Source organism: Clostridium sp. Marseille-Q7071, assembly GCF_965112025.1.
The window spans coordinates 2,807,398-2,827,216 of record NZ_CBCOPR010000001.1 but is presented as its reverse complement, the minus strand read 5'-3'; the positions used below and the strand labels follow the sequence as shown (position 1 = coordinate 2,827,216).

Here is a 19,819-nt window from a genome sequence, read left to right as displayed (position 1 = left end):
TAAGAAAAGGTATTTTTATAATGATTTTGCTTTCTTGATTAGTTCATATAGCTTATTAAAGCCTTCCATTGGAGTCATATTTAAAATATCAATATTTTTAATTTCTTTCATTAAATTCATACTTTGAATATCCTCAAATCCAAGCTGTATTTCTTCTAATACCTCAACTTTATTTTCTTTTTTAGCTGCTTTTTCTACACTTACTTTATCTACAGCTACTTCATTATTAGTAATTTCCTCTTGTAAATCTTTTTCCTCTACAATTACAGCCTTATTTTCAGTATAAATAGTAGTTATATCTTTATTGTTGTTATTATCTTCAAGATGAGATAGTATTTCTCTTGCTCTATCAATAACTTTATTTGGTATCCCTGCTAATTTTGCAACTTCAATTCCATAGGATTCATCAGCGCCTGCTGGAATTATCTTTCTTAAGAAGATTATATTATTATCAACTTTTTTAACTGCAATTGAATAGTTTTTAACACCCTTTATCTTGTTTTCTAACTTTGTAAGCTCGTGATAATGAGTTGCAAATAAAGTTTTACATTTAATATTTGAGCTTTCGCATATATATTCAATAACTGCCCAAGCAATACTTAACCCATCATAGGTGCTTGTTCCTCGTCCTACCTCATCTAATAATATTAAACTTTTATTAGTAGCATTCTTTAATATATTTGATACTTCCCACATTTCAACCATGAAGGTGCTCTTTCCTCCAGCTAAGTCGTCAGAAGCACCGATTCTAGTAAAGATTTTATCACATACGGAAATATCTGCTGATTTTGCAGGTATAAAGCTTCCTATCTGTGCCATCAAAGTTATAAGCGCAACTTGTCTCATATAAGTAGATTTTCCTGCCATATTAGGTCCAGTTATTAATAACATTTGATTATCTTTTCCGTCTAATAAAGTATCATTTCCTACAAAACTATTTATTGGTAGCATTTTTTCTACTACAGGATGTCTTCCATCTTCTATTTTTAATATACCTTTTGTATTAATAGATGGTTTTATATAATTGTTATCCCTTGCAACCTTGGACAAACTACATAAAGAATCCAATTCTGATATAAGCTTTGCAGAAGTCTTCATCCTATCAACATGTTTTTCTATTTCTTCTCTAATAGTTACAAAAACTTCGTACTCTAAAGAAATTAATTTATCCTCTGCACCTAAAATTTTATCTTCCATTTCTTTAAGTTCGGGAGTTATAAATCTTTCAGCATTAGATAAGGTTTGCTTTCTTATATATCTTCCCTCTGGAATTAAGGATAAATTACTTTTAGTTACTTCAATAAAGTAGCCGAATACTTTATTATAACCTATTTTTAAAGATTTAATTCCAGTTGATTTCTTTTCATTACTCTCAAGATTGGCAATCCATTGTTTACCACATTTCTTTGAGTTTCTAAGTTCATCAATTTCTTCATTATAGCCCTCTTTTATTATATTACCTTCTTTTACAGAAATCGCTGGGCTTTCACTAATAGAACAATGTAAAAATTCATAAATATCTTTTAAATCATCTAAGTTTTTTTCAATATCTATAAGCAAATCTTCACTAAAACTTGATAGTAAATCTTTAATCCTTGGAATTTTTTCAATAGAGTTTTTTAGTGCTAAAAGTTCTTTAGCATTTATACTTTTAGAGCTAATTTTACCAACTAATCTCTCTATATCATAAATATCATTTAGTGCCTCATCAAGATCTTCTTGTAGTGAAATATTTTTTATTAGTTCTTCAATAGCATTTTGTCTTAGCTCAATCTCTTTCTTATCTACCAATGGCTGCTCTATCCATTTTCTAAGTCTTCTTGCTCCCATAGCAGTACTAGTTTTATCTAATACTGAAAGCAATGACCCTCTCTTAGTTTTATCCCTTAAACTTTCTGTTATCTCTAAATTTCTTCTTGAGTTGCCGTCAATTACAAGGTAATCAAAGATATTATAAATTTCAATAGTATCAATATTGGATAGCGTAACTTTTTGTGTTTCAACTATATAATTTAATAAGCCATTACATCCTCTTACTAAACTTTCACTAAATTGAAGTTCTTCATAATTTTTAAATTGATTTTGTAACTTTTCTTCTTCTGTGGAGAAAAAATCCTCATCAAATCTTGATATAGAAACTTCAAATCTTTCTCTAATTTCCTTTAGTATTTCTTCACTAACCATATTTGATATTACTAATTCTTTAGGATTAAACTTAGAGATTTCATCTATAATAATATTTATATCATAATTAAAATCGCTGCAATAAAATTCTCCAGTAGATATATCACAAAAACACACCGAAGACAGATTTTCACTAATATAAAGACCCATTAAGAAATTATTTTTATTTTCTTCTAAAAAAGAGGATTCAGTATAAGTACCAGGCGTTACTATTTTTATTATATCTCTTTTTACTATCCCCTTTGCTACAGCAGGATCTTCTACCTGTTCACAAATTGCAACTTTATATCCTTTTGAAACTAATCTAGATATATAAGTTTCTGCTGCATGAAAAGGTACACCACACATAGGTGCTCTATTTTCTAATCCGCAATCCCTACCTGTTAAAGTTAATTCTAGCTCTTTAGATACTAATTCAGCATCTTCAAAGAACATCTCATAAAAGTCGCCTAATCTAAAGAATAATATACTATCTTTACATTTATCCTTTATTTCTAGATATTGTCTCATCATTGGAGTGAATGACATATTCTTTATCTCTCCTTTATTCTTCTTATAAAAAAAGCGACATTGTCGCTTTTAAAGTTAGCATAATTTTAAAAATGTTAATTTCACTAATAAAAACTTCATCAATTATTTCCTAATATAAATAAAAGGAATTTCTTTTTTTTCATCATTAAGCATCTAAAAGAAAATAACAAGTCAAAGGTGTTAGTTTACTTATATCACACAAGCTGTCAGATTTACTCATAATGGTACTATGATAGACTTCTGACAATAAAGTATGATGCAAAATAAGCTAACATACTGTCTTGTTGTTGCTTTGAATATGCCTTAATTTAAAACAATGCTCTTAACTAAATTTGCTCTCCTATCAAAGAGAAGGATTGTGCTTTTGTTATTTTAACATTAGCAAGTTTTCCTATGCTATCAGCATTTCCGGTAAAATTAACTAGCTTTCCTGTTCTAGTTCTGCCTGTTAATTTGCTTTCATCGTTTTTGCTATAACCTTCAACAAGAACTTCAACAACTTTATCAGCATATTCTTTATTTTTCTTAGCAGAAATTTCATTTACTGCTTCAACCAACCTATTAAATCTGTCTTTTTTAGCTCCTTCATCAACCTGATCTAACATCATATCCGCTGGAGTACCCTTACGTTTTGAATATAAAAAAGTAAATGCTGAGTCATATTCCACTTCTTTAACTAACTCCAAAGTTTCAAGAAAGTCTTCTTCACTTTCTCCTGGGAATCCTACAATTATGTCAGTAGTTAACGCTACATTTGGAATTCTATGCTTTATTTTTTTAATTAAGTCTAAATATTGTTCTTTAGTATAATGTCTATTCATTTTCTTAAGTATTCTTGAAGAGCCAGATTGTACTGGAAGATGTATAGATTCACATAATTTATCACAATCTGCAATAGCCTCAATAACTTCTTCACTTAAATCCTTTGGATGTGAAGTCATAAATCTTACTCTTTCTAGTCCTTCAATTTGATTTATTCTTCTAAGTAATGCTGCAAAATTAATCTCTGGTTCTAAACCTTTACCATAAGAGTTAACATTTTGGCCTAATAATGTTATCTCTTTATAGCCTGCTTTAACCATTTCTATAATTTCTTTTTCAATTTCTTCGGGCTTTCTGCTTCTTTCTCTTCCTCTTACATGTGGAACTATACAGTATGTACAGAAATTATTACATCCATACATAATGGTGACAAATCCTTTGATACTACTTGCTCTATCAATAGGTGTTCCCTCTACTATATCCTCTTCCTTATTCCACACTTCTACTATAGGTCTTTCACCACCTAATGCTCTGCTTAAATATTCATTAAACTTATAAGCATTATGAGTACCTATTATTATATCTACATAAGGAAACTTCTTTATTATATTTTCTGCCATTCCTTCCTGTTGCATCATACATCCAGTTATTGCAATTACAAGCTCTGGCTTTTCTTTTTTAAGTTTCTTAAGTGCACCTAAATTTCCTTCAACTTTTTGCTCTGCATTTTCTCTAACACAGCAAGTATTAAATATTATTATATCAGCATCTTCCTTAGACGCTGTTCTTTTATAACCTAGTGGCTTTAATCCGCCTGATAACTTTTCGGAGTCTTCCTCATTCATTTGACATCCCCAAGTTTCAATAAAATATTTCAATTCTTTTATCATTATTCATTCTCCTTTGTAAGATTATAACCATTATTTAATTATATATAATTTCTTTAAATAATAAAAGTTTTTTCTACAGTATTTATTCATTGCAATAAACTTTTTATTATATTATACTTTAAAATATTAAAAAACTGAAATTGCAAATCAAAGAATCTTTAAAAATGACTACAGTACTATAATAATATTGCTAGCTATATTAGATTATCAGAGGTCAAAAATAAAACCATTGTTATGTAGAATTTGCTCTTTCTATGATGTAAAATATTCTCTAACTATTTTCTTTACATATGTCTTAAAATTATTTAAAAATCACAATTTTTATAATTAAGCAAAATTTTCCTATAGCCTTGAAAACCCTATGATACTTAAGTTATAATTGAAATATACGGAGTTTATTAAATTTTCGTTAAATTTTTATTTTTATTATGGGGGGGTGCAATATGAGTTTACAATATGCAGATAGAATATCAAATATTAAAGCATCAGAAATTAGAGAGTTATTAAAATTAAGTGAGCAGCCTGAAATTATCTCATTTGCAGGTGGGTTCCCTGCTCCCGAGCTATTTCCAAAGGAGAAATTAGCTGAAGTTACTAGTAAAGTTTTAACTGAGCAAGGAGAAATAGCATTACAATATACAACTACAGAAGGATATGCTCCTCTAAGAAAAATAATTGTTGAAGAAAGAATGGCACCAGCAGGAGTTAAATGTGATATATCAAATATTATGCTAACTAATGGTTCTCAACAGGGATTAGAATTTTCTGCAAAACTTTTTATAAATGAGGGAGATATAATTATATGTGAAAGTCCAAGTTATCTTGGAGCTATTAATGCTTTTAAAGCATACAATCCTAAATTTATAGAAATTCCTATGGATAAAGACGGTATGGTTATAGAAGATCTAGAGAAAGCTTTAAAAGAACATTCTAATGTTAAAATGATTTATACTATTCCAGATTTTCAAAATCCAAGTGGAATAACTATGTCTTTAGAAAGAAGAAAGCGTATAGCTGAATTAGCAGCAAAATATGAAATTCCAGTTATAGAGGATAGTCCATATGGTGAATTAAGATTTGATGGTGAAAGATTACCATCTATTAAAGCTTTCGATGAAGCTGGATATGTAATTACACTGGGTACCTTTTCAAAGACATTCTGCCCTGGTTTAAGACTTGGATGGATTGTAGCAAGTCCAGAAATATTAAAAAAATACGTCCTAATTAAACAAGGTGCTGACTTACAATGTAATACATTATGTCAAATTTCATCTGCAAAATTTATGGAACAATATAAATTAGATGATCATATTGCGAAAATAATTGAAGTTTATAGAGTTCGCAGAGACTTAATGATAGACAACATCAAAAAATATTTCCCAAAAGATGTGAAGTTTACACTTCCTGAGGGAGGATTATTTACTTGGGTAGAATTAAGAGAGGACCTAGACTCTTCTAAGATTATGGAAGATGCACTTAAAGAAAAAGTTGCTTATGTTCCAGGAGCTTCTTTCTTTCCAAATGGTGGAAAGAATAACTTCTTTAGACTAAATTACTCTAATATGACTAATGAAAAAATCATTGAAGGTATTAAAAGGTTAGGAAAAGTTCTTCATAAACATTATGGCAATCAGTAAGCTTCAAAGCAGTAGCAGCAAAATATAAGTAAATATAATAAAAATTCTCCTTTTAGGAAAAACTATACCTAAAAGGAGGATCATAATATGTATAATGCTAAAGATATTGATAAGCAAAAGAAAATTTCTATAAGTTACAATGGATTTGAGGAAAGAAGTTATTTTAGCGGAAAGTTTAAAAATTGCACTATTTTTGATATTAAATCTTCTTATACTTCTTTCACTGATATAGCTGAAATAAATAATTCTAATAAAAATAATCTATCTTAGAGTCAAATGGAGGATTAAAAATGAAGTTTTCAAATCGTATTCAAAAAATGCATTATTCATCAATTCGTAAATTAGCGCCTTTTGCTGAAACTGCTAAGAAAAAAGGTATTCAGGTTTATCATTTAAATATTGGACAGCCTGATATCGAAACGCCTTCTACTTTCATGGAAGGAATAAATAATTATCATGACAATGTTTTAAAATATGCTCAATCTCAAGGTATTGATGAAACAATTAATAGTTTTAGAAAGTACTATAAAGAATGGAATATAGACTTTGATTACAATGAGCTATTAATAACAAATGGAGGTTCTGAAGCTATTTCTTTAGCACTTACAGCTATAGCTGATGATGGAGATGAAATAATAACACCTGAGCCGTTCTATACTAATTATTCTGGTTTTGCTCAAGTTGTTGGAGTTAATGTAGTTCCTTTCCTTACAAAAGCTGAAAATGGCTTTCATCTTCCTCCAAAAGAGGAAATAATAAAACATATAAACCATAAGACAAGAGCTATAATGATATCTAATCCTGGAAATCCAACAGGAGTAGTTTATACTGAAGAGGAAATAAGAATGCTTGCTGATATAGCTAAAGAACATGATATATTCTTAATTTCCGATGAAGTATATAGAGAGTTTGTATATGATGATTTAAAATATACTTCAGCACTCTATATGGAAGATGCACAAGATAGAATTATACTTGTTGATAGTATTTCTAAGCGTTATAGCGCTTGTGGTGCTAGAATAGGTTTAGTAGCATCTAAAAATAAAGAACTGATCGCACAAATTTTAAAGATTTGTCAAGCAAGATTATGTGTTCCAACTATAGAACAGTTAGCTACTGCAAATTTAGTTAATACTCCAAAAGATTATTTTGTTAAAGTTAAAGCTGAATATGAAACAAGACGAAACATATTATTTGAGAAACTTTCACAAATTCCAGGAGTAACTTGTGAAAAGCCAACAGGAGCGTTCTATGTTATGGTCAAGCTTCCTATAAAAGATTCAGAAGATTTCGCTAAATGGATGCTAACAGAGTTTAATCATAATAATAAAACTGTTATGTTTGCACCTGCTGAAGGCTTCTATGCTACAGAAGGTTTAGGCAAGGATGAAATAAGAATTTCTTATTGTTTAAATACAGAGGCTTTGAAAGATGCTATGGATATTTTTGCTTTAGGATTAGAAAAATATAGAGCTTTAGGAAGATAAAATAAAAAGATAGATTGATTTATCAATCTATCTTTTTATACTGTGTAACCCCAAGTACAAAATTCTTTTTCAATTTTAAAATTATGCTCCTTATATAACTTTAAAGCTTTAATATTGTCACTATTACATTTTAAATATATTTCTTTAAAATTATTATCTATAGCTATATTTAATAAATATTTTAGCAAAATCTTGCTATAACCCCTATTCCTAAATTCATCTAATATTCCAAAATTCACTATTGAAACTTTATTATTCTCTTTAATTAATTGACCATATCCTATAAATTTTTCACCATATTTTATAAATATAGACCCTTCATTCAAATAATATTTTTGTTCTTCTTCAAATGTTATATCTTCTATGTCTATTTCCGCTCTGCTGCTAGTTTTAAAAATTTTATTCTGAAGACTACATCTAATCTTTTCATCTTCTCCTATTTCAAAGGTTTTAAAGCTTATTTCCGGAGGTAATTTTAAATTATATTTTTCTTCTAATATAGTTTTCATTTCAAATAATTTATTTACTTCTTTAAATCCTATATCAATTAATAATTTATTAAAGCCTCCATCTGCTTCAAATAAGCTCCCTTTCTTAAAAGATTGAAAAAACTTTCTATATAGGATTATCTCATTATTACTACAGTTTATTGTCATACTATTAATTTTATAAAAGCTTTTACATATTCTCGTAAACCAAATATATCCTATATATTTCCTATTATACTTTAATAACTTAACATTTTTATTATATAGAAGTTTACTAATAGGATTTAAACTATTATAACCTTTAAAGAAGTCTTCTCTTGTAAATTCAAAACATACGTTTTCTCTACTCAATTTTTTAAATTTATTAATATTAAACCAACTTAGCTTTTTACATTTATACATATGCCCTCTCTTAACACTAACTATTAGATTACTATATTTTACTTTATAATCTTTTCTATTATTCCAAATTTTAAACAATTAAAATTTAATAAGTAAACTAATCTAAGTTAGTAATACATATTCATTATATTAATATATCTTGTTGGGTTAGTTAATTCTATTTAATATATTTATAAAATATTGAAGGTTTACTACTGCAAAAGCTGATTATTTATTAATCAAATATGAAAATTCATCTATAGAAATTAGAGTAGTAATTTTTCCAATGTAATCAAATATTTTTCATTAATAATATTGTCTACAATTTAATATTAAATTTCTCATATTTTATAAAGCAGCAATCCTAATCTTTTGATTGATAAAAAGATTTAAATTCCTAGTCTCTTATTTAGTGATATTTTCAACTCTTAATTATATTTTAAAACTACTATCTAATAATTGATTATTAGAACTAATTTGCCTAACTCAATAAACTATTTATAAATCTATTATACATCAAAAAAGCCATCATAGTGATGGCTTTCTATCAATCAATTCATTAATTATAAACAGCAATCCTTAAATTTGTTCTACTGCTTTTATGCTTAATGATATTCTTTTATTTTCTTCATTTACTTCCATTATTTCTGCTTTTATATCTTCTCCAATTTTTAATACTTCTTTCGGAGTATCTATTTTATTAGTACTAATTTGTGAAATATGAACTAAACCGTCAACTCCAGGTTCTAATTCTATAAAAGCACCAAATTTAGCAAATCTGACTACTTTTCCAAGGACAATATTTCCTACAGGATATTTGTTTTTAACATTTATCCATGGATCCTCTGTTAATCTCTTTAGACTTAGAGAAAGTTTTTTATTCTCTTTATCTATATCCATAATATACACTTTAATTGTTTGTCCTATTTTTACCATTTCTTTAGGACTCACTAACTTATTCCAACACATCTCTGATATATGAAGTAATCCATCTACTCCATCAATTTCAACAAAAGCACCAAAACTTGATATTCTTCTTACAATACCTTCTACTATTTGATCTTTTTCAAGTCTTTCCCAAGTTTCTTTTTCCTTCTTATCTTTTTCTACTTGAAGAATTTCTCTTCTTGAAGCTACAATCTTCATTCCAATTTTTTGTTTTTCAAATTCAATGATTTTAACCTCTAAAGTTTCTCCAATTAAAGTTTTTAGATCTTTAATTTTATCTAAAGATATATGTGATGCAGGTATAAATATTTTTATTCCTTTATATGTAGAAATAATGCCACCTTTTACTTCTTCTATAACCTTAACTTCAATAATTTCTTTACTTTCAAAAATTCTTTTTAATTCTTTATATAATTCTTCTCTCTCAATTTCAACCCTAGAAATAACTATATATCCATCTTGATTTCTAACACTTATTATTTTACCTTCAACCATATCACCAACTTTAAAAATGCCAGTTAGTTTGGCATTTTCATCTTTAGTAACTTCATTGATTGGTAAATATGCTTCATTCTTTGCCCCTATAGTTAAATATGCTTCTTTATCGGAAATTTTAAATATTTCTCCTTTAATGACTTTTCCCACTCTTAGTTCAATACCATCATCCATATACTTTTCATATTCTTGCATTTCACTATTAATCATTGTGTTCTCACCTTTCATTTTTAATATAGCCTCCTTAATTATCCAATCTGGCGTTGATGCTCCAGCTGTCACCCCTATTTTTTTTATTTCTACATCTTCAATAAAATCCATGGGTATTTGATCAGCATTTTCCACATGAATAGTTTTATTACAATTTTTCTTACATATTTCATAAAGTTTAGTAGTATTGGAGCTATTATATCCACCTATAACTACCATAGCATCTACTTTTTTAGAAATATCCTCTGCGGATTTTTGTCTTACCTCAGTAGCACTACAAATAGTATTAAAAGCCACTATTTCTTTACACTGATCTATTACTTTATTAAGAACCTTATGCCAATTACTTTGTTTTTCAGTAGTTTGAGAAACCACACAAATTTTTCTTGGGAGATTTTCTAAATTTTCACCATCTTTAGATATTATAGCACTATTATCACACCATCCATTTATTCCTATTACTTCAGGATGGTTTTCATCTCCAACAATTAAAATACTATATCCTAGTTTGTAATAGTTATTTACCTTCATTTGAATATTATTAACATAAGGACAAGTAGCATCTACAATATTTAATTTTTTATTTTTTAAAGTATTTAGGATATCTTCTGAAACCCCATGTGATCTTATTATTACCACATTATCTTCATCTAATTTATTTATATCATCATTACCTATAGAGTATATGTTATTTTCTTTCAATAGCTCTACTACATCATTATTGTGAATTAATGGCCCTAGTGTATATATGTTATCAGTATATTCTTTTTTCTTATTTAAAGCTGTGTCTACTGCTCTTTTCACACCAAAACAAAATCCAGCTTTATCCGCTAATAATATTTCCTTCATTTGTTTCACCACCTATTTATTGACTTTAGTATTATTTTATCATATTAGAGAAAGTTTAACTAACACAATTAGAAATTTTATTTTTTATATGATTACATATTACTTCAACCACTTCTTCTATTGTTAAATTTGAAGAATCTACTTCAATTGCATCTTTAGCTTTAGTTAAGGGATCAACTTCTCTATTAGAATCAATATAGTCTCTTTTTATTATATCTTCAAGTATACTATCATAATTTACTTCTATATTTTTTTCTATTAACTCACTATATCTACGCATAGCTCTTGTTTCAGCACTAGCAGTTAAATAAAATTTGAATTTTGAATCTTTAAGTACTACTGTACCAATATCTCTACCATCCATAATAACATCATATTTTTTAGCTATTGCTTGTTGCATTTTTACTAGCTTTTGCCTTACTAAAGATAAGGCTGCATAATTTGATACATTATTACTAATTATAGGCATTGTTAGCTCTGATGTAATATCTATTCCATTTAATATCAAATTGTCTCCCTCAAAATGCATTTCTAAGTTATCTAAAAGACTTATTAATTTATCTGTATCTTCATAAGAGATTCTTTCTTTCATCGCTACGTAGGTAACAGCTCTATACATTGCTCCAGTATTTATGTACATTAAGTTAAACTTTTTACCTACTATTTTTGCTATGGTACTTTTTCCTGCTCCTGCAGGTCCATCTATAGCAACAGACATTCTCATTCACAATCTTCCTTTCTAATATAAAAACGCTAATTATCTAAGGCTAATGTCACTTCGAAGTGATGCTGCCTTATGAAGATAAACAAAATTAACATCTCTTTCTTCTTCGTCACATAAAATAGTTACTCTTATACAAAGCTTTAATGAATTTTCCACTTCCATTTCATTAAAATGCATAATACTAACTTTATTTAAATTGAAATATTCTCTTACATATGCACCTGGATAAGCTTTTGTTATATCCCTAGTGCAAGAAAAAAGTAATACCTTTATATTATTCGTATTTAATGAATTTATCTCTAAAATTTTATTTATTAATTCAATAGCCTTTTCTTTTATTTCTAAGGCATCATTCTTTTCTATTGTAGTTGCACCTCTTATTGATAACATAATTAATCACCTATCTTTTGCCCTGCTAAATATCCAGTAGATAATGCAATTTGTACATTATATCCTCCAGTATAGGCATCAACATCAATAATTTCACCAGCAAAACTTAAATTCGAAATTATTTTTGATTTCATAGTTGAGGGATCTATTTCTTTAGTATCTATTCCTCCTGAAGTTACTATAGCTTCTGACACTGGCCTTAAAGCTTTAACTGTTAATACTAAATTTTGTATTAACTGAACAAGTTTTTTACGTTCTTCTTTAGTTATAGCATTAACCTTTTTATTTTCATCTATGCCACTATGTCTAACTATTATTGGTATAAGCTTTTTAGGAAATAAATCATCTAAGGCATTTTTAAAATCCTTATTTAAATATTGGTTAAAATCCTTTTGTACTCTCTTATCTAACTCATCTTCGCTTAAAGCTGGTTTTAAATTTATTATTATTTTATATTTTTCATTATTCTTTATGCTACTACTAGCACTTAAAACCAACGGACCAGATATTCCAAAGTGGGTAAATAGCATTTCTCCTAATTCTTTAAAAAAAATTTTATTTTTGCTATCTCTAAGGGTTAATTCCACATTTTTTAATGCTAATCCTTGAAGTTCTTTAACAAACTCTTCTTCTATTTCTACAGGTACTAAGGATGGTTTTAATTCAATAATGTTATGTCCAATACCTTTGCAAAGTTTTAATCCCTCTCCATCTGAACCAGTTTGAGGATAAGAAACACCTCCTGTACACATTATAAAATAATCACCAGTAATGCTTTTACCATTTTGCAATACTACTTCTTTTATCTTGTCATCTTGAAGAATAAATTCTTTTACATCACTATTCTTCATAATATTTACATTTTTCTCTTTTAACTCACATTCTAAAGTTTTTATTATATCTGAAGATTTATCAGAACTCGGAAATACTCTATCTCCTCTTTCAACTTTTAACTTTGTTCCTCTACATTGAAAAAAATTCATTGTATCTTCATTAGTAAAAGTATATAGAGAACTATATAAAAAATAAGGATTAGTAGGGATATAACTTAAAAACTCCCCTATTTCCTTAGCATTGGTCACATTACATCGCCCTTTACCAGTTATGAATAACTTTTTACCGAGTTTTTCATTCTTTTCTAATAATATTACACTATGATTTTCAACTGCAGATATTGCAGCCATCATACCAGCTGGACCTCCGCCAATTACTACAACTTTTGACATTACTTCACCACCTAAATTTTCTACAAAATTCCTACTTAGACTTATAAATTATACTTCAATATCTAGTATATATCAATTAACTAGAAGAAAATCGTGACAGCTAGTCACGATTTATTAATTTACAATTCACAGTATATAATGCACAATTGCAGTCTTTTTCTTTAGGTATATTCAAAAATAATCAATCAATATATTAGTTTATTCTTTAACATAATGAATCTTTAGAACTCAATTATATCTTATCTATTATGAATATCTATAGACATATCTTAGAGAAGCCTAGAATTTAGTTTTTACTAGTTATTTTCTTTCATACCTCTTATATTAAAATAGATCAGCAATTAATTTTAATTGTTACATATATAATATTAACAATAAATTGCTTGATTATTAAATTATAATAACAGTTCTAATCGTAAAGAAAGAGAATTCCCTAGAGAATTCTCTTCATATATATTTTAAAATTAATAAACTCCTTGTGCATGCATTGCTTCAGCGACTTTTACAAATCCAGCAATATTAGCTCCTGCAACTAAGTTATAACCAAATCCATAAGTTTCCGCAGCTTTCATTGCATTATTATGGATATTAGTCATTATTTGACGAAGTTTAGCATCAACTTCTTCTCCTGTCCATGATAATCTCATGCTGTTTTGTGACATTTCAAGAGCTGAAGTAGCAACTCCACCTGCATTGGCAGCCTTAGCTGGTCCTACAATTAATCCATTATCTAAGAAATATTGCACTGCTTCGTTTGTACATGGCATATTAGCGCCTTCGCAAACAAATTTTATTCCATTAGCAACTATTTGTTTAGCATGTTCTAAATGTATATCATTTTGAGTAGCACATGGCATTATAATATCAACTTTAACACCCCATGGTTTTTGTCCTGGGAAAAATTCTACGCCAAATTTATCTGCATAATCTTTAACTTTGTCTCTACCTGAATTTCTCATTTCTAATAGATAGCTAATTTTCTCTTCAGTTATAATTCCATTAGGATCGTAAATATATCCATCTGGTCCTGAAATTGTAACTACTTTTCCACCTAATTGAGCAATTTTTTTACATGCTCCCCATGAAACTTGACCAAATCCTGATAAAGCTACTGTTTTACCTTTAAAATCTGTTCCTTCATGTTTAAGAATTTCTTCACAGAAATATGCTACACCAAAACCTGTAGCTTCTGGTCTAAATAAGCTTCCTCCATAGGATAATCCTTTTCCAGTGAAAACTCCATTTTCAAAAGCTCCTCTTATTCTTCTATAATGTCCATACATATATCCAACTTCTCTTGCACCAACCCCAATATCACCTGCTGGAACGTCAACATCTGGTCCTATATGTCTATAAAGTTCAGTCATATAACTTTCACAGAATCTTCTGATTTCAGCATCTGATCTTCCTCTTGGGTCAAAGTCAGAACCACCTTTACCTCCACCTATTGGAAGTCCAGTTAATGAATTCTTTAATATTTGCTCAAATCCTAAGAATTTTATTATTCCTAAATAAACTGAAGGATGGAATCTTAAACCACCTTTATATGGTCCTATAACTCCGTTAAACTGTACTCTGAATCCCCTATTAACATGTACATCTCCATTATCATCTGTCCAAGGTACTTTAAACATGATTTGTCTTTCTGGTTCACAGAATCTTTCTAAAATATTAGCCTTTATATATTCTGGATGATTTTCTAAAACTGGTCCTAAAGAGTGTAAAACCTCTTCAACTGCTTGAATAAATTCTGGCTCACTACTATTTCTTTTTTTAACATTTTCTAATACTTGCTCAATATAAGCTTTAGTATCCATGCTATTACCCCCTAATAATGAAATAATTATCTTAATTAAATTTAATATATTTTAATATTAAAAAAATTAATATTAAATCCTTCATTTATATTATATAATTCGTTATAAATGCAATTTTTCCTTCTTAATTATTAAAAATTTTTTAACATTTATGAAGGAAATTATATTTTAGAAATTAAATGATAAAAAATTATTAATTTCTAAAACGATTACATGTCCTACAATTATCATCATAAGACATGTTGTTCCAGAAATCAATAATTTTTTTTTATTTTTCTTCCTTTTTATAAGAATAAACTTGATATTCTTGCCAAACGTTCTCAAGATCATTAAAAGTTTTAGAGATTTTTTCTTTTTCTCTTAACCCAACTGCTATTATAAGTGCATTAATAACACTTAATGGTGCTACCAAGGAATCAACAAAAGAAGCCATATTACTTTCTGCTACTAAAGTATAATCAGCTCTAGTTGCTAAAGGAGATAATACACTGTCAGTTATAGCAATTACTGCTGCCTTTCTAGATTTTGCAAAAGTTAATGCTTCTATAGTTCGCATAGCATATCTAGGAAATCCTATCCCAATTACACAGTCTTCTTCAGACAAATTTAACATTTGCTCGAAAATGTCACTCATACCATAAGACACAATTTTAACGTTATCTAATATTAAATTTAAATAGAATCCTAAAAAGTCTGCAAGGGCAGTAGAGCTTCTTAATCCAATAATGTATATATTCTTAGCTTTGAAAATATTATTAACAGCTTCATCAAAAGCTGAATGATTAATTTTTTCTAATGTGACTCGTATATTTTCAATATCAGATTTTAAAACACCTTTCAATGCATTATTATGACTTATAAAATCATTTGAAAGTTCTATTCTTTGAACTGTTGTAAGTTTATTTTTAATAAGCTCTTGTAAAGCCTTTTGAAGTTCTGGGTAACCACTATACCCTAATTGATTAGCAAATCTAACTACTGTAGATTCACTTACGCCTACACTAGTTCCAAGTTTAGCAGCAGTCATAAAGGCTGCTTTATCATAATGTTTTAATATATACTCCGCAATAAGCTTTTGTCCTTTACTTAGTCTTGGAAATTTTGTTTGTATCATTCTCATAAGATCTTGATTATTGTTATCCATTATTAAACCACCCCTTCATAAAATGAAGAAATTATTAACTATATGCTTTTTTATTTACTTCACTTTTAACTTTTTTACTGTTTCATTTTAACATTTTGTGAACCATTTATCAATAAATATTTCATTTTTTTGTATTTTGAAATATTGGCTTCATTTCTTTTTTAAGTTCATGCAATATGCTACTTTTCTTTTTTATGAAATTTCAAATTAATGTATTATTTTCAAGCTATTATTCTGAAATATCAACTTTTTTTACATGTATATAATAATATTATGTCTAAATCGTTATATACATTAAAATAATTATTTTTTCATATTCTAATTAAATTTTTATATCTTACAATTATTTAAATTTACTATCTATCATTATACTATGTAAAGTTACTAATTATTATTTATAATAAAATCTTTTTATAAATTTAATTATTTCTTTTCTATTACAATTAATTGAGGAGCTTTTTCACTTCTATTTATAACCTTATGAAGCATTACTCCATATTTATCCTTCGGTAAATCAGAAACATATTTTAATATTTCATTCTTTTCTTTTTCTCCTTCTTCATGTCCAATGTAAACTGCTATGGTTATTATTCCTCCTGGTTTTAATATTTCTACAGAAGATTTTATGCTAATTAAAGTTGTGATTGTTTCAGTAGTTATTTTTTTATCTCCTCCAGGTAGAAATCCTAAATTATACATTACTACATCTACATTTTCTTTTACATATTCTTTTAGTTTGCTATGACAATCTTTAATTAAAATTACATTTTCCTTTTTCTTTTCAGAATATTTTTCTATAGCTATATCTTGTACATCAAAACTATAAACCTTGTTGAAAAAACTACTTAAAAAATCAGTATCATACCCATTTCCTAATGTACCATCAATTGCTACATTATTATCAATTGAATAGTTTTTTATAATATATTGAGATAAACTGCTTACGTCGCTTACATATTTAAACAATAACTTATTTCCCACCTTTTAAGTATTTTATTTCATCTTCATTTAAAAATCTATATTTACCTTTTGGTAAATTTCCTAATTGAATTTTACCTACTGATAATCTCTTAAGCTTTATAACTTTGTGATTTATTGCATCACACATTTTTCTTACTTGCCTATTTTTACCTTCATGAATAATTATTTTTAAATCAGATGTTATATTATTTTTATCTTCAGTATTTTTTTTAATTATAGTACATTTTGATGAAGCAGTTATATATCCTCCAATATCTACACCTTTACATAGCTTTTCTACTTCATCCTTTGTAGGTATACCTTTTACAGTTGCTATATAAACCTTATTAATAACTTCCCTGGGATGTATTACATTATTATAGACATCTCCATCATTAGTTAATAATATCAATCCTGAGGTATCATAATCTAGCCTCCCAATAGGATATATTCTTTCTTTAACATCTATTAAATCAATTATTGTCTTCCTACCTCTTTCATCACTGACAGTAGATACATATCCTTCTGGTTTATGAAGTGCTATGTAGACTTTTCTTCCTTCTGGCTTAATTATTTTATCATTAAATAGTACTATATCTAGTTCAGGATTAATTTTAAATCCTAACTCTGTAATTACTGTGCCATTAACTTTTACTTTTCCATCTAATATTATTTCTTCACATTTTCTTCTTGATGCAACTCCACAGGATGCCATATATTTTTGTAGTCTTTCTTGCAAATTACCACTTCCTAATTATATTCTAGTTAGTCAAACTCAATAATCATCATTTGAATTATAATATTTAAAACTATAAAAATCAATTAATAGTTCTATAATTAATAGTAAAGGATTAAAAATCACAATTATTTTTGTAATTTCTTCTGTTAATAATATTTAAAGAGCTAGATGTCTAGCTCTTTAAATATTATTTTTTCAGTATTTGTTTTGAGTTAGGCATCATTTCCATAAATCCTGTTTTAGAAGTTCTACTATCTTCACTTTCTTGAACCATAGAAGTCATTTGAGATTTTAATTTAATATCTTCTTTTTTATTTTTCTTAGACATATTTTCACCTCCTAAAATTAGCATTATCATCTTGCAAAAATTTATGTGAAAGGTCTAAAAATAACTAGTGGAAAATAAAGCAAATATTTTTTATCAAGCACACCTATAGTTTTTACTAATAGTGTTGCTATCAATTATTTTTTCATGAAATTCCAAGCAAGCTTTGCTGACATACTAAGTATTCATTTCCTTAAAATGACTAATATACACTATAAACATTTTTTTTATAATTTGACTGTTATTGTAGAAAATTTCTAATAATGATATATTTATGTAAAGTCTTTTATTTAGGAGGTATTATTATGAATAATCCAATATTTCACATGCCAACAAAAATTGTTGTAGGAAAAAATGCTATAAATAATCATAAAAATTTATTAATAAGTATTGGTACAAAAGCATTAATTGTTACTGGTAGGAATTCATCAAGAAAAAATGGCTCTTTAAAAGATGTGGAAACATCTTTAAAGGATTTAAATATACCTTATGTTATATTTAATGAAGTTGAAGAAAATCCTTCTCTAGAAACTGTAGAAAAAATTGCAACTTTAGGAAAAGATGAAGAAGTGGATTTTATAATTGGTGTAGGTGGTGGCTCTCCAATAGACGCAGCAAAAGCAGCTGGAGTACTTATTAAAAATATTGACTCAAATTCAAATGATTTATCTATCTCACCATTATTAAATTCCATTCCAATTATAGCAGTACCTACTACTGCTGGTACAGGTACAGAGACTACACCTTATGCTATTGTTACAGATCATGAACTTCAAACAAAAAAAGGTATATCTCAAAGAATATTTCCAACAGTCGCTTTTTTAGATGCAACTTATCTTATGAGTACCCCTAAAGAAGTTACAATGAATACAGGGGTGGATGCACTTTCACATTTAATCGAAGGCTATCTAGCTACCAATGCTAATATCTTTAGTGATGTATTAGCAGAAAAAGGGTTAGAATTATTTGGTCAATGCATTCAATCTTTAAGAAAAAATGAAATTAACTTTGAAATTCGCGAAAAATTATTAATTGCTTCCACTATTGCTGGAATGGTAATTTCACAAGCTGGCACTTCGCTTCCTCATGGTATGGGATATGCATTGACTTATTTTAAAAATGTTCCCCATGGAAAGGCAAATGGAATGTTGCTAAAATCGTACTTAAACTTTTGTAGTGATAAAGCAAAAGTTAGTAAAATAATATCATTACTTAAATTTAATAGTTTAGATGAACTAGGTGAATTTTTAATAGAAGTTCTAGGAAAACCAGTAGACCTTACTGATGAGGAAATATTAAGTTATGGTAAGGCAATGGCTAGCAATGATGCTAAACTTAAAAATCATCCAAATATAGTTTGTGAAGATGATATTATTAAAATATACAAAGATAGCTTAAAATAAGATATTATTTTAATAGATAAAGGTGGATAATATTATCCACCTTATTATAAGTATAATTATATATATTTTTAATATGACCCTTCTTAAATTTTAAAAATCTATCTTTTAATAGTTTATATACTCACTTCTTGCAATGAATTTTTGATCCTTTAACTACATCATAAAAAACTTTATTTTCATGATCTCTACATATATCTATTTTAAAATTTAACTGCTTATATTTAATAAA

Annotated in this window: 16 protein-coding genes; 4 read left to right on the top strand and 12 right to left on the bottom strand. The window is 27.6% G+C overall.

Annotated features, from left to right (window positions below; genetic code table 11):
- Positions 1–15: 15 nt before the first annotated feature.
- Both mutS and miaB read right to left on the bottom strand, forming a co-directional pair.
- A complete protein-coding gene (gene mutS / locus ACWPW7_RS13310; RefSeq protein ID WP_454053892.1) occupies positions 16–2,712 on the bottom strand; it encodes a DNA mismatch repair protein MutS in 2,697 nt (898 codons plus the stop codon).
- 329 nt (positions 2,713–3,041) lie between these two features.
- Positions 3,042–4,367 carry a tRNA (N6-isopentenyl adenosine(37)-C2)-methylthiotransferase MiaB gene (gene miaB, locus ACWPW7_RS13305; protein ID WP_454053891.1) on the bottom strand — a complete coding sequence of 442 codons (1,326 nt, stop codon included), beginning with the start codon at positions 4,365–4,367 and terminating at the stop codon, positions 3,042–3,044.
- A 443-nt stretch (positions 4,368–4,810) separates the two neighbouring features.
- Between miaB and ACWPW7_RS13300 the strand changes: the two genes are divergently transcribed.
- The 3 genes from ACWPW7_RS13300 to ACWPW7_RS13290 all read left to right on the top strand — a co-directional run bounded on the left by ACWPW7_RS13300 (position 4,811) and on the right by ACWPW7_RS13290 (position 7,491).
- Positions 4,811–6,004 carry an aminotransferase-like domain-containing protein gene (locus tag ACWPW7_RS13300; protein WP_454053890.1) on the top strand — a complete coding sequence of 398 codons (1,194 nt, stop codon included), beginning with the start codon at positions 4,811–4,813 and terminating at the stop codon, positions 6,002–6,004.
- Positions 6,005–6,091: 87 nt separating this feature from the next.
- Entirely contained in the window at positions 6,092–6,274 is a 183-nt protein-coding gene (locus ACWPW7_RS13295; RefSeq protein WP_039630296.1) for a hypothetical protein, read from the top strand.
- A 20-nt stretch (positions 6,275–6,294) separates the two neighbouring features.
- A complete protein-coding gene (locus tag ACWPW7_RS13290; protein WP_454053889.1) occupies positions 6,295–7,491 on the top strand; it encodes a pyridoxal phosphate-dependent aminotransferase in 1,197 nt (398 codons plus the stop codon).
- Positions 7,492–7,526: 35 nt separating this feature from the next.
- Here ACWPW7_RS13290 and ACWPW7_RS13285 read toward each other — a convergent pair whose 3' ends face one another.
- From ACWPW7_RS13285 to ACWPW7_RS13240, 10 genes are all read right to left on the bottom strand, one after another.
- Positions 7,527–8,381, bottom strand: coding sequence for a GNAT family N-acetyltransferase (locus ACWPW7_RS13285; RefSeq protein WP_454053888.1), 855 nt, complete (start codon positions 8,379–8,381; stop codon positions 7,527–7,529).
- Positions 8,382–8,939: 558 nt separating this feature from the next.
- Positions 8,940–10,862 carry a bifunctional 4-hydroxy-3-methylbut-2-enyl diphosphate reductase/30S ribosomal protein S1 gene (locus ACWPW7_RS13280; RefSeq protein ID WP_454053887.1) on the bottom strand — a complete coding sequence of 641 codons (1,923 nt, stop codon included), beginning with the start codon at positions 10,860–10,862 and terminating at the stop codon, positions 8,940–8,942.
- Positions 10,863–10,917: 55 nt separating this feature from the next.
- Positions 10,918–11,586, bottom strand: a complete 669-nt coding sequence (gene cmk, locus ACWPW7_RS13275) for a (d)CMP kinase (protein WP_454053886.1) — start codon at positions 11,584–11,586, stop codon at positions 10,918–10,920.
- Positions 11,587–11,619: 33 nt separating this feature from the next.
- Entirely contained in the window at positions 11,620–11,976 is a 357-nt protein-coding gene (gene aroH, locus ACWPW7_RS13270) for a chorismate mutase (RefSeq protein ID WP_454053885.1), read from the bottom strand.
- Between the two features lie 2 nt (positions 11,977–11,978).
- Positions 11,979–13,202: an NAD(P)/FAD-dependent oxidoreductase gene (locus ACWPW7_RS13265; RefSeq protein WP_454053884.1), complete on the bottom strand. Its 1,224-nt coding sequence runs from the start codon at positions 13,200–13,202 to the stop codon at positions 11,979–11,981.
- A gap of 464 nt (positions 13,203–13,666) precedes the next feature.
- Positions 13,667–15,019 carry an NADP-specific glutamate dehydrogenase gene (gene gdhA, locus ACWPW7_RS13260; protein WP_039630282.1) on the bottom strand — a complete coding sequence of 451 codons (1,353 nt, stop codon included), beginning with the start codon at positions 15,017–15,019 and terminating at the stop codon, positions 13,667–13,669.
- A 268-nt stretch (positions 15,020–15,287) separates the two neighbouring features.
- Complete coding sequence (locus tag ACWPW7_RS13255; RefSeq protein WP_039630280.1) at positions 15,288–16,163, bottom strand: MurR/RpiR family transcriptional regulator; 876 nt, start codon at positions 16,161–16,163, stop codon at positions 15,288–15,290.
- Between the two features lie 423 nt (positions 16,164–16,586).
- Entirely contained in the window at positions 16,587–17,129 is a 543-nt protein-coding gene (locus tag ACWPW7_RS13250; RefSeq protein ID WP_454053883.1) for a tRNA (mnm(5)s(2)U34)-methyltransferase, read from the bottom strand.
- 4 nt (positions 17,130–17,133) lie between these two features.
- On the bottom strand, positions 17,134–17,862 hold the full coding sequence (locus ACWPW7_RS13245) for a pseudouridine synthase (protein WP_454053882.1): 729 nt from the start codon (positions 17,860–17,862) through the stop codon (positions 17,134–17,136).
- A 187-nt stretch (positions 17,863–18,049) separates the two neighbouring features.
- Positions 18,050–18,190 (bottom strand): hypothetical protein, encoded by a 141-nt coding sequence (locus ACWPW7_RS13240; RefSeq protein ID WP_454053881.1) that lies wholly within the window; start codon positions 18,188–18,190, stop codon positions 18,050–18,052.
- 302 nt (positions 18,191–18,492) lie between these two features.
- Here ACWPW7_RS13240 and ACWPW7_RS13235 point away from each other — a divergent pair, with 302 nt between their 5' ends.
- On the top strand, positions 18,493–19,590 hold the full coding sequence (locus tag ACWPW7_RS13235) for an iron-containing alcohol dehydrogenase family protein (protein ID WP_454053880.1): 1,098 nt from the start codon (positions 18,493–18,495) through the stop codon (positions 19,588–19,590).
- Positions 19,591–19,819 lie beyond the last annotated feature (229 nt).